Genomic DNA, 12,239 nt, shown 5'->3' with positions numbered 1-12,239 from the left:
TATCTAACGAGCGATTGTACGAATAGAGAAGTCATCAAGCACAAGCAAAAGAACAGAGGTCAGATGAACCGACGAGCAAATTAACGAATTAACGAATCAACTAATGAGCAAACAACAAATTAACGAATGAACCAACCAGCAAACCAAACCAAACTAGTAAATCAACAAATCAACTAACCAGCAAACTGAACTAGCTAACTAGTTCTCACTCCTGTGAAAAATCTTAGTTAGGGAATTTTGGTTGTATTTTGTGCAATAGAAAGCCGATTAAAGAGATTGAATGCTTATTTCATTGCACTTTGTACAATTGAATTAGTCTAAAATCCTCTTTTTTGCGGATTCCTCGGAAATCTATTGTATGAAATACAACAGACTGCTCTATTAGCTTATAGGAGCTGGAATCTATTGCACAGAGTGCAATAGATCGTTGAATGGGCGGTGAATAGCAACCAAGCCACCAAGTAACCAAGCTACCAAGCTACCTGGTTATCTATCAAGCAGGTGTCAGCTAAAACCTGATGCGCAATTTGCTGCAATAAATGTAATTAGGTAGCGGTACGGGACATTACTCCTGTGATGGATGATATAAGTGCACTTTGTACAGCTATTTTTACCATTAAGAGCCCATTAGCTAATTTAGTTGTATTTCGTGCAGCTATAAATGAGAAATGAGTTGTTTTCTGAGCTCATGCTCAGATTTAATTGTACGAAATGCAGTTAAACGGAGGGCTTGCTGGACAGACGATGAAATAACTGCACGTTATGCAACTAAATGAGCCGATCACTTCATGGACGTGAGCCCACAGGCCGCCTGTATGAATGTGCTCTTGCAGGCGACGCGAGCCCGCTGTACCGTCAGGGGCAGAAGCGTGGAACACGAGGTTTTAAGGGTATGTGTTGAAGTTGATCTTGCAGGCGACGCGAGCCCGCCGTTCCGTCAGGGGCAGAAGCGTGGAACACGAGGTTTTAAGGGTTTGTGTTGAAGTTTGTCTTGCAGGCGGCGTGAGCCCGCCGTCCCGTTAGGGGCAAGAAACGTGGAACACGAAGGTTTTAAGGTTTTGATCTTACAGGTTTTGATCTTACAGGTTTTGATCTTACAGGTTTTGATCTTACAGGTTTTGATCTTACAGGTTTTGATCTTACAGGTTTTGATCTTACAGGTTTTGATCTTATAGGTTTGATCTCTTGTGTTTGCTCTCGCAGGAGCACCAAACGTCCAAGCGGTCCCGTAGGGATTAGCGATCATAGCACATACTCACCCGGGTGCTCTATGGGTCCGCCGACGCCAACAATCCGGGTGTCCAGAGGGCCGGGGCCCTTGGGGTCCCCCTTGGCTAAGGGGGATTTAGGGGGATCGAAACGCTTTAGGGGGATCGAAACGCTTTAGGGAAACACATGGAAGGAGGGATTTATTATGTTAGCAAAACGTATCATCCCCTGTCTTGACGTTAAGGACGGACGGGTAGTCAAGGGTGTTAACTTTGTGAATCTGCGTGATGCCGGAGATCCGGTAGAGCTAGCGGCGCTGTATGACCGTGAGGGCGCAGATGAGCTGGTATTTCTCGATATATCGGCTTCTGTAGAAGGTAGAGCGACCATGATTGAGGTTGTGCGGCAGACCGCAGGTGAAATTGCCATTCCTTTTACAGTGGGTGGAGGGATCTCTACGCCTGACGATATGAAAAGAATTCTTCGTGCAGGTGCAGATAAAATCGGAATTAATACGGCAGCCATCACTAATCCACAGCTAATTCTGGAAGGTGCGCGCCGCTTTGGCTCTCAATGTATTGTGGTAGCGATAGATGCTAAATATAACGAGGCATTTGGTGAATGGGAAGTATACACCCATGGTGGGCGCAAGCCCACCGGCATCCGTGCTCTAGCTTGGGCCAAGGAAGCTGAAAAACTGGGTGCAGGCGAGATTTTGCTCACAAGTATGGATGCGGATGGCACTAAGGATGGCTTCGACTTGAAGCTGACCTCGGCAGTTTGCGACTTGCTAAGTATTCCTGTGATCGCCTCGGGCGGCGCTGGGAAGAAGGAGCATTTTTACGATGTATTTACGGAAGGGAAAGCCGATGCAGGACTTGCGGCGACCATTTTTCACTATAAAGAGATTGCTATTAACGACTTAAAGGCAGATTTGAAGCAAAAAGGGGTAGAAATCCGATGAGCGAAACTCAAAATAATACAACAATAAGCCAAGAAGAAGCGCTAGCCGGCATTCGCTGGAATGAAGCAGGTTTGGTGCCCGCCGTTGTGCAGGATGCTAACACACTGGAAGTTTTGATGGTTGCGTATATGAATTCGGAATCGCTGCAGCTCTCGCTAGAAAGTGGTCAGACTTGGTTCTGGAGCCGTTCGCGCAGCGAGCTTTGGCATAAAGGTGGAACTTCAGGCAACACACAAGCTATTACCTCCATATCCTATGATTGCGACAGTGATACGCTGCTCGTGAAGGTTGTCCCTGAAGGACCCGCTTGCCATACTGGAGCTACGTCGTGCTTTTTCCGTGAGATTCCTTTGAATAACCAAACCTCCGAAGCTCAGAAGCCGGCAGCAAGTCTTAGCGATGGCGAACGTTTTGCTGTACTCGGTGAGCTAGAGCGCGTGATTGCTGAGCGGGAAGTGGAGCGTCCGGAAGGTGCATATACGACCTATTTGTTCGATAAAGGTGTCGATAAGATCCTTAAGAAGGTGGGCGAGGAAGCCTCCGAAACAATTATTGCCGCCAAAAATAAAGACAATGCCGAGCTGCGTCTTGAAGTTAGCGATCTGATCTATCACTTACTAGTACTGCTACAGGAGCGCAAGCTTCCGCTGGATGAGATCATGGAAGAGTTGAGTACCCGTCACGAGCGCCCACGCCGGGATCAGTACTAGGGAGGACTGAGTGATGCATATTGATTATCACACGCATCATGAACGCTGCGGTCATGCCGTTGGTAAGCTAGAGGAGTATGTGAAGCGCGGAATAGAGCTTGGACTTCAGCAGCTGGGGTTGTCTGACCACTTACCGCTTATTCATGTAGATCCTGCGAGCTATTACCCTGAAATGGCTATGCCAATGTCTGAACTACCTCGTTACGTGGAAGAGTGCCTGGCATTGAAGGAGCGTTACCGTGGAGTCATAGACCTGCGGGTGGGACTGGAAGCTGATTATATCGAAGGCTACGAGGATCAAATTCGTGAGATTTTGGCTCCTTACCCGTGGGACTATCTGATAGGTTCTGTGCATTTTCTTGGGGAATGGGATATCACGGATTATCGACAGGTTCATGGCTGGGAAGGTAAGGATGAACTAGAGGTTTATCGTCTTTATTATGATGCTGTAAAGAAGTCGGCGTTATCGGGATTATATGATATTATAGGACATATGGATGTTATTAAACGGTTCGGCTATGGTCCACAGACACCAGAAGGTAAAGCAGAGGTGAGAGCGCTGGAGCTGGAAACCTTAAAGGTTATAGCGGATAGCGGAATCGCCATGGAGCTGAATGCTTCAGGACTTTCGAAGCCATGTGCTGAGATGTTCCCGGCGGAGCATCTGCTACAAGAGGCCTTAAAGCTCGGTATACCACTTACGCTCGGCTCGGATGCTCATGATCCTGCCAAGCTCGGCGACGGCTTGCAAGAAGCACGTAGCATGCTTTGGCACACAGGCTTTCGTGAGCTGGCTGTTTTTGAGGGACGCCGCCGTACCACTGTTCCGTTCAAACTATAACTTATAATCCGCAGGAGGGTATTATGCATCATCAACAATTACGTATTTTTTCCGGTTCGTCGAATCCAAAGCTAGCGGCAGATATTGCAGAGCGACTTGGTGTTGAATTGGGGCAGATTAAGCTGACCCGTTTCATGAGCGGCGAGATTTACGTGCATTACGAAGAGAGCATCCGGAACTGTGACGTATTTTTGGTGCAATCCCTATCCCATCCCATTAATGAGATGTTCGTTGAACTGCTCGTGATGATAGATGCTGCCAAACGGGCATCGGCGCGTACAGTTAACATTATTGTACCGTATTATGGATACGCTCGGCAGGAACGTAAGTCAGCACCTCGTGAACCGATCTCGGCTAAGATGGTAGCGGATGTACTTACGACCGCGGGCGCAACTCGTGTGATCACCATCGACTTGCATGCAGCGGCGATTCAAGGATTCTTCAATATTCCAGTGGATCATCTAACTGCACTTGATCTGATCAGTAGTCATTTGAAATCGAAGGCAATGTCTGATCTAGTGATTGTCTCCCCTGATGCAGGACGCGCGTCTATGGCTGAGAAACTGGCGAATAAGCTGGATTCCCCTTTTGCCATTATGATTAAGAAGCGTCCAGCTCATAATGAATCAGTCATCACTCATGTCATTGGCGATGTCGAGGGACGTACACCGATTATTATCGAGGACCTGATTGATACAGGGACTACCATTGTGAATGTGGTAGAAGGTCTAAAGGAGAGAGGTGCGAAGGACAGTATCGTCTGTGCGACGCATGGATTGTTCTCAGGACCTGCGCTGCAGCGACTCGACCATCCTTCTATTCAAGAAGTGGTCATTACCGATTCAATCGCGCTACCAGATGATCATTCAAGTCGGTTTAAGGTCTTATCGGTTGCACCTATGCTTGCGCAAGCTACACGCATTATTCTTGAGGGCGGTTCGATTGATAAACTTTTCAGAGACGCGGGAATTTAATTCCCCGTCTTTTTTATTTTTTGCATGAAAAAGTTACTGTTTATGGAGTGGTAGAGTCTTTCTCAACTTGAGAATCTCGCGGTCACATGTGGTATACTGTGTGAAGATAGCCGCACCCATAAAGGGAACGGAATAGCGATTAAGTTTGGAGCTCCGGTATACCCCATTGGGCGCCGTTCTCCTATTTTTTCGTTAGTATAAGGAAGCTTCTTATAAGGGGGTGCCTTGCTTCCATGATGGAGAGAACTTCAGAGTATGATGTGGAGAATGGTAATGTTATTCCTATTACTCTGAATGCCAATTTTTTCTTTGAAAGAGCCGTTCGGTCCTTGGATCGCTTTCAATATGATAAGGCATTAAAGAATTTTCGCAAAGCTGTAGAGTACGAACCGGAGAACCCGGTAAATCATTGCAACGTAGCAGGCGTATTATCAGAGATGGGTAATTATGAGGCGTCTAACGACATTTTAACCCATGTACTAGAGGATATTGATCCTGGAATGACGGAATGTTATTTCTATATGGCTAACAACTTCGCCAATATGGAAAGCTATGAGGAGGCAGAGCGCTCACTCGTTACTTATCTCGAGGAAGATGTGAACGGTGAATTTCTGACCGAATCGGAAGAATTGATGGAACTACTGCAATATGAGCTGGATCGTCCTGCACCGCTTATCCGGATTAGAAGCCGGGAAGGTGTAGTAGAGCATGAGCGAGCTCGAGCGCTTTTGGAGGAAGGCAAGTTTACACAAGCCGTTACTCTGCTTGAAGAGATCGTGAATAACACACCAGACTTCATGGCGGCGCATAACAACCTAGCCCTTGCGTATTTCTATATGGGCCGTTTTACCAAAGCCAAAGAATGCATTATGCGGGTGCTTGAACAGGACTCTGGGAATTTGCATGCACTCTGTAACTTGGCGATCTTTCTGCAATATGAAGGAGACCGCGGGCAACTGGCTGGATTGTTACGTCTGCTGGAGGCGACTATTCCTTTTCACCAGGAGCATTTGTTCAAAATGGCCACCACCATGGGGATTTTGGGACGGCATAGAACCGCTTATGGTCATTTTCGACGCCTGCTAAAGGATGAGGAAGTCGGCGGTGACGCCAGTTTGTACCATTACTGTGCGGCAGCAGCAAGTAATAGCGGCCTGTACGCAGAGGCTCAGCGTTGCTGGCAAAAAGCTGCTAAGCTGGATCCGGAATCGGCTGTGCCGAGATTTTTTCTGGCCCAACTGCAGCAAGCGCAGGGGGAAGGCAAGGCGTTGTCTCCAATCAGTTACAACTATCAGCTCCCATTTCAAGAGCAGCTGAAGCTGTGGAAAGACAACAAAGGCAGCTTTGCTGAGGAGGTGCGGAACAATCCACTGCTTCGATCTTCCTTCTTCTGGGCACTTCGCTATGGAGATGCCAATACGAAGCTACAGGTTACGGAAGCTCTCCGGTGGATTGAGGATGAAGAAATGTCCGAAATTCTGCAGGGGCTTCTGAAGCAGCAGCCGCTACAGGAGGATAAGCTGCAAGAAGCGGCACTTCTTAGTCTGCAACGACTGATCGGTAGTGTTCCGGAGGAAAATGTACCTCAGGAAGCCAAAGAAACTTCTACTGCGCGTCTGAAGGGATTGCCGGAATGGAGAGAAGACTGGCAAAAAGTCATCGATCAGACGGTAAGTATGATGGACCGGAGATTTGATGCTGTCCAGAAAAAAGATGCTGAATTACTCTGGAAGCAATTCGTGAGCAGCTTATATCCAGATGTTCCATTTATCCGTCACGCAGGAGGCTGGTGTGCAGCCTTAGAATATTTGATCGCAAAAATGCATAACCTTCCAGTCACCTACCGTGAGGTAGCTCAGCGCTACGACGTTTCTGTGTCGATGGTCAGTCGTTATGCTCGGCGCATCGATGATGAATGCAGTTTTCAGGGAAGTGTGAGCGACAGTCTTCCCCCATTTACCGAAAATATCTAAGTCTTGATGCAATATTTCTCGCTTAAACGCTTATCGTCCTTATAAGGAGGCCGAAGGCGTTTATGCTTGAAATAAACCCTATTGTGATGAGGAGGCCACTGTTATGTACAAAACGATTGTAATCGGAACAGGCCCGGCCGGGCTTACTGCTGCTATTTATTTGGCACGCGCCAACCTTAACCCACTTGTAATTGAAGGAATGCAGCCAGGTGGACAACTGACAACGACAACGGAAGTGGAGAACTTTCCAGGCTTTCCTGAGGGGATTCTCGGTCCGGATTTAATGGACAACATGCGCAAGCAGGCTGAACGCTTTGGTGCTGAATTCAAGAATGGTTGGGTGGATTCAGTGGATTTCTCACAGCGTCCTTTTAAAGTGACAGTAGATGGATTGGGTGTATTAGAGGCAGAGTCGGTAATTATCTCTACAGGTGCTTCTGCCAGATATTTAGGAATACCAGGGGAGCAGGATAATGTAGGCCGTGGGGTCAGCACTTGTGCTACTTGTGACGGCTTCTTCTTCCGTAACAAGAAGATTATTGTGGTCGGTGGAGGAGACTCCGCGATGGAGGAAGCTAGCTTTTTAACAAGATTCGCTTCCAGCGTAACCGTGGTTCACCGTCGTGATGAGCTCAGAGCTTCGAAGATTATGCAGGATCGTGCACGTGACAACAGTAAGGTAGCGTGGGCACTTAATCGTACACCGCTTGAAGTTACAACCGGCGAGTCTGGAGTTAAAGGGCTGACGGTTCGCAACAATGAGACTGGGCTTGAAGAACTCATCGAAGCGGACGGAGTGTTTGTCGCAATCGGCCATACGCCGAATACCGGATTCTTGGGCGGTCAAATAACGACGGATACCAACGGTTATATCGTGGTGAATCCTGGAACTACAGAAACGAACATACCGGGCGTATTTGCTTGTGGTGACGTACAGGATACCCGCTACCGTCAAGCCATTTCTGCAGCAGGCACCGGCTGTATGGCAGCAATGGACGCTGAGAAATATCTTGAAGGCACAATGGTGCATGACTGGAGCGAAACACTGGATAGTTAATTTATCGCTAAATTTAATCGGAATGACTTCAAGCAGGCGACCCTTGTTCTAAAGGGTCGCCTGCTTTTTTGAAATATAATGCTTGCCGTCCTTATAAGCACGCTGAAGGCGTTTATGCTTGTGACAGAATGCTAGGTGATGTTTAAATAACTGTAACAATGTCCTTCGAAAAGGACTTGCGCATTTTAAAAATACGTTTACAATAAGAATATAATGTTAACGTGAACAATTTTCATTTCACTACATTTCTACATTCAGTCGAAGTTTACAATATCAATTATGATGAAGTCCAGTAATCAACTAAATGTTCACGTTAAACTCTTTGTATCAATCCCATTTTGATCTTAAAGGAGAGTAGCAAACCTCATGAGCAGAAAATTCATGGATGAGAACTTCTTGTTGTCCAGTGAGACAGCGATTCAGCTGTTTCATAATTATGCGAAAGACATGCCGATTATCGATTATCATTGCCACCTCAGTCCAAAAGAGATTTATGAGAACAAGACGTTCAACAATATTACCGAAGCTTGGCTGTATGGCGACCATTATAAATGGAGAGTGATGCGGGCAAATGGTGTAGATGAAAAGTTCATTACGGGTGATGCCAGTGACTATGATAAGTTCTTGGCATGGGCTAGAACCGTTCCTATGATTATCGGTAATCCGCTCTATCATTGGACGCATCTGGAATTGCAGCGTTTCTTCGGTGTATATGATTTGCTGAATGAAGCTAACGCACTGAAAATATGGGATGAAGTGAACAGACAGCTACAAGGTGAAGGGTATGGAGCGAGAGATTTAATCACTAAATCGAAGGTGACCGTCGTATGCACCACCGATGATCCTGTAGATAATTTGGAATACCACGAAAAAATCAGCAGCTTGAGTGGATTTGATGCCAGCGTTGTTCCGGGATTTCGTCCAGATAAAGCCCTTGAAATCAATCGTCCAACTTTTAAACCTTGGGTAGCTCAGCTTAGCGAGGTTTCGGGAATGGCTGTTGAAAATTATGGACAGTTTCTTGAAGCGCTGGAGAGCAGAGTAAGATACTTCCATGCCAGAGCTGGCCGTGTGTCTGATCATGCTTTGGATGCAGTAATGTTTGAGCCTGCAACCTTGGAGGAAGCTACAGCGATATTCGCCAAAGCGCTTCGAGACGGTGCTGTGAGCGAGAGTGAGGAAAAGAAATTTAAAGGATTCACACTTGTGTTTCTAGGCAAATTGTACAGTGAGCTTGATTGGGCGATGCAATTCCATATCCATGCGCTACGCAATAATAACAGTGTAATGTTGGGACGACTAGGTCCTGATACCGGCTATGATTCCATTAATGACGGCGTGATCGCTAAGCCTCTGTCAGGGCTGCTAGATGCGCTGGATCGTGAGAACGCACTACCTAAGACCATTTTGTACTCCCTGAATCCGAATGATAATCATGTCATTGCTGGCTTAATGGGCTGCTTCCAAGGGGGCGGTATTCCAGGGAAAATTCAATTCGGAACTGCATGGTGGTTCAACGATAACAAGGACGGCATGCTGGAACAGATGAAGACGCTCGCTAATCTCGGCGTACTTAGCCAATTTGTCGGAATGTTAACCGACTCCAGAAGCTTTTTATCGTATACCAGACATGAATACTTTAGAAGAATCCTGTGCGATCTTGTAGGTTCTTGGGTAGAAACCGGAGAAGCTCCGGATGATTTGGATTTACTGGGCGGCATGATCAAGAATATCTGTTACAATAACGCTGATCATTATTTCAATTTCTCGAAACAGGCATTGGTGACTAGGTAATCGTTATGATATCCTTACATGGAAGAGCCAAACCCGTTTGATAAGGAAGGTTGACCCATGGCACCTACAATCAAGGATATCGCCAAGCTGGCGAATGTTTCACATACAACTGTATCGAGAGCACTTAACAACAGTCCCCTAATTAAAGAAGTCACACGTAAAAAAATTGCCGAGATCGCTGCGCAAGTGGGTTACGTCCCTAATTACAATGCCAAAAGCCTTGTGATGCAGCGATCTTATACCATTGGTCTGTTCTTCACGAGTATTGCCAAGGGCACCACATCTGGTTTCTTTTCTGATACGATTCGTGGTGTGAATAGTGTCATAGATGTAGAGTATAATCTGTTCATCCGCGGGATCGACGATTATACTGAGTATTCCTCTATTCATCGTAAACGCTTTGACGGAATTATTCTTATGAGCCAAAGTGAAGCAGATAATAAATTCATTTATCATGTAGTTCAGCAAGGCATTCCAATCGTTGTGTTGAATAGGCAGATTGATGACCGCTCCATTATCAACATCATCTCCAATGACCGGGAAGGCGCTTATAATGCAGGCAAACACCTGATTGAATCCGGACATCAAGACATTGCGATCATTGAAGGCGTCGAGGGCTTTAAATCCACGCAGGAGCGGCGAGACGGTTTTATAAAAGCTCTGATTGACCATAATATTCCTGTCCGTAACGACTTTATGATCCGTGGTAATTATGATATGCAAAGTGGATATAAGGCGATGAGCGAGCTACTGGATTTGGAGAGACCTCCGACGGCTGTATTTTGCTCCAATGATGATATGGCTATCGGGGCTATGAAAAACGTATTCGAGCGAGGGCTGCAGGTACCGAATGATGTCTCCATTGTGGGCTTTGACGATATAGGTTTTTCACTCTATGCGAATCCTTCGCTGACCACAGTGAAGCGTCCGATTGAAAAGATCAGTGAGCAAGGTGCACACCAGCTGTTAAGCTTAATCAAGGAACCTACGGAGAAAGACGGCCCAATCTCGATTGAAACAGAGTTTATTGAGAGAGAATCGGTCAGGAAGCTTCAAAAATAGTAATGGTGCGCATACAGCATACAGCGGCCTAATCCTTTACAATTTGTGAAGGGTTTTTGATTTAAATTTTCACGTGTGCATAATTCAAAGTAAATTATAATATAAATATTGTTTTAAGTAATACAAATATAAGTTTATCGTGTGCATTTATAAAATAGGAGGCGTTTACATTGGAAAGATTGAATAGCGATAGTTGGAAAGCTTATAAGCAGTATCCCGAAAAGGTTCTGCAATTTGGTGAGGGCAATTTCATGCGCGCGTTTGTAGATTGGCAGATTCATACCATGAATCAACAAACGGATTTCAACGGTGGAGTGGTTGTCGTGCAGCCGCTGGCTAACGGGCTTGCAGAAATGCTAAATGATCAGGATGGGCTGTATACCCTTTATCTACAAGGACTCAAAGACGGAGTAGCTGTAAAAGAGCATGAGGTAATCAATTGTATTACGCGGACGCTCAATCCATACTCGCAACACGAGGAGTATATGAAGCTTGCCGAGAACCCTGAACTTCGTTTTATCATGTCCAATACTACTGAGGCAGGAATAGCTTTTGAAGCCGGCGACAAGTTAACCGATACCCCACAGAGTAGCTTTCCGGGCAAGCTGACGGCCTTACTATATAAACGTTATGAAATTTTTAATGGTGATGCTTCAAAAGGCTTTATCATTATTCCGTGCGAGCTGATTGACCGGAATGGTGATGAGCTTAAAAAGGTTATTTTAAAATATGCTGACCTGTGGAATCTCGGAGAAGGCTTTGTAGAGTGGTTGAATGAAGCTAATACCTTCTGCTGCAGTCTGGTGGACCGCATTGTTCCCGGTTATCCAAGAGACAGCATTGCCGAGATTACAGAAGAACTGGGCTATGAGGATAAGCTGGTCGTTGTTGGTGAGCAGTTCCACCTTTGGGTAATTGAAGGACCACAGTGGATTAAAGAGGAGTTCCCGGCTGAGCTAGCAGGTCTCAATGTGCTGGTGGTAGATGATATGACCCCTTATCGGACTCGTAAAGTGAGAATTCTAAACGGGGCTCATACAGCTCTGACACCAGTAGCGTATTTGTACGGAATTGATACGGTTGCTGAGGCGATCGAGCACGAAGAGGTTGGGACGTACGTGAAGTCCTTAATCTACGATGAGATTATTCCGACGCTGGATCTGCCGGTAGAGGAATTGAACTCTTTTGCAGACGCGGTATTGGAACGGTTCCTGAACCCTTATGTGCAGCATTACTTGATGAGCATCTCCCTTAACTCTATATCGAAATTTAAGACAAGAGATTTGCCTTCATTACTGCAATTTGTGGAGTCGAAAGGCCAATTGCCTGAAAAGCTCGTCTTCTCATTGAGCGCATTAATTGCTTTCTATAAAGGACGTAGAGGACAGGAAGAAATTCAGCTTGCAGATGATGCAGATATTTTGGAATGGTTCGCTTCCTTGTGGGGAGGATGGGATGGTACAGACACAGGATTACGCGCATTGGCCGTCGATGTACTAGCAGCAACCAATCGCTGGGGTTGTGATCTGAATGAAGTGGCTGGGCTTACTGACAAGGTGACAGAAGGACTGATTGCGATTGAGAAGACCGGCATGAAGCAAGCATTGAAAGCGTTCGTGAAGAGACCGGCACACAACTAATATCCAGGAGGTGAC

The 12,239-nt window shown here is 46.1% G+C and carries 9 protein-coding genes; all 9 read left to right on the top strand.

The window, feature by feature from the left end; all coding sequences use genetic code 11:
• Window positions 1-1,414 precede the first annotated feature (1,414 nt).
• The 9 genes from hisF to NSS67_RS01895 all read left to right on the top strand — a co-directional run bounded on the left by hisF (window position 1,415) and on the right by NSS67_RS01895 (window position 12,224).
• The gene (gene hisF, locus NSS67_RS01935) at window positions 1,415-2,173 is read left to right on the top strand and encodes an imidazole glycerol phosphate synthase subunit HisF (protein ID WP_339318089.1); all 759 of its coding nucleotides are present in this window, start codon (window positions 1,415-1,417) and stop codon (window positions 2,171-2,173) included.
• Window positions 2,170-2,883 (top strand): bifunctional phosphoribosyl-AMP cyclohydrolase/phosphoribosyl-ATP diphosphatase HisIE, encoded by a 714-nt coding sequence (hisIE, locus tag NSS67_RS01930; RefSeq protein WP_339318088.1) that lies wholly within the window; start codon window positions 2,170-2,172, stop codon window positions 2,881-2,883. The genes hisF and hisIE overlap by 4 nt, the downstream gene beginning before the upstream one ends.
• 13 nt (window positions 2,884-2,896) lie before the next feature.
• A complete protein-coding gene (gene hisJ / locus NSS67_RS01925) occupies window positions 2,897-3,724 on the top strand; it encodes a histidinol-phosphatase HisJ (protein WP_339318087.1) in 828 nt (275 codons plus the stop codon).
• 23 nt (window positions 3,725-3,747) lie between these two features.
• A complete protein-coding gene (locus tag NSS67_RS01920) occupies window positions 3,748-4,698 on the top strand; it encodes a ribose-phosphate pyrophosphokinase (RefSeq protein ID WP_339318086.1) in 951 nt (316 codons plus the stop codon).
• Between the two features lie 233 nt (window positions 4,699-4,931).
• Entirely contained in the window at window positions 4,932-6,671 is a 1,740-nt protein-coding gene (locus NSS67_RS01915; protein ID WP_339318085.1) for a tetratricopeptide repeat protein, read from the top strand.
• A 103-nt stretch (window positions 6,672-6,774) separates the two neighbouring features.
• Window positions 6,775-7,728, top strand: a complete 954-nt coding sequence (gene trxB, locus NSS67_RS01910; protein ID WP_339318084.1) for a thioredoxin-disulfide reductase — start codon at window positions 6,775-6,777, stop codon at window positions 7,726-7,728.
• A gap of 366 nt (window positions 7,729-8,094) precedes the next feature.
• Window positions 8,095-9,522, top strand: a complete 1,428-nt coding sequence (gene uxaC / locus NSS67_RS01905; RefSeq protein WP_339318083.1) for a glucuronate isomerase — start codon at window positions 8,095-8,097, stop codon at window positions 9,520-9,522.
• Window positions 9,523-9,579: 57 nt separating this feature from the next.
• Window positions 9,580-10,584 (top strand): LacI family DNA-binding transcriptional regulator, encoded by a 1,005-nt coding sequence (locus tag NSS67_RS01900; RefSeq protein WP_339318082.1) that lies wholly within the window; start codon window positions 9,580-9,582, stop codon window positions 10,582-10,584.
• A 170-nt stretch (window positions 10,585-10,754) separates the two neighbouring features.
• A complete protein-coding gene (locus NSS67_RS01895) occupies window positions 10,755-12,224 on the top strand; it encodes a tagaturonate reductase (RefSeq protein WP_339318081.1) in 1,470 nt (489 codons plus the stop codon).
• Window positions 12,225-12,239: the final 15 nt, after the last annotated feature.

Source organism: Paenibacillus sp. FSL R10-2734, assembly GCF_037963865.1.
Classification (GTDB): Bacteria; Bacillota; Bacilli; order Paenibacillales; family Paenibacillaceae; genus Paenibacillus_AQ.
This window is presented reverse-complemented; position numbering and strand designations above follow the sequence as displayed.

Excerpts from the sequence above, each read along its gene's own strand:
- hisF (WP_339318089.1), top strand. The coding sequence starts at position 1,415 with ATGTTAGCAAAACGTATCATCCCCTGTCTTGACGTTAAGGACGGACGG.
- hisIE (WP_339318088.1), top strand. The coding sequence starts at position 2,170 with ATGAGCGAAACTCAAAATAATACAACAATAAGCCAAGAAGAAGCGCTA.
- hisJ (WP_339318087.1), top strand. The coding sequence starts at position 2,897 with ATGCATATTGATTATCACACGCATCATGAACGCTGCGGTCATGCCGTT.
- NSS67_RS01920 (WP_339318086.1), top strand. The coding sequence starts at position 3,748 with ATGCATCATCAACAATTACGTATTTTTTCCGGTTCGTCGAATCCAAAG.
- NSS67_RS01915 (WP_339318085.1), top strand. The coding sequence starts at position 4,932 with ATGATGGAGAGAACTTCAGAGTATGATGTGGAGAATGGTAATGTTATT.
- trxB (WP_339318084.1), top strand. The coding sequence starts at position 6,775 with ATGTACAAAACGATTGTAATCGGAACAGGCCCGGCCGGGCTTACTGCT.
- uxaC (WP_339318083.1), top strand. The coding sequence starts at position 8,095 with ATGAGCAGAAAATTCATGGATGAGAACTTCTTGTTGTCCAGTGAGACA.
- NSS67_RS01900 (WP_339318082.1), top strand. The coding sequence starts at position 9,580 with ATGGCACCTACAATCAAGGATATCGCCAAGCTGGCGAATGTTTCACAT.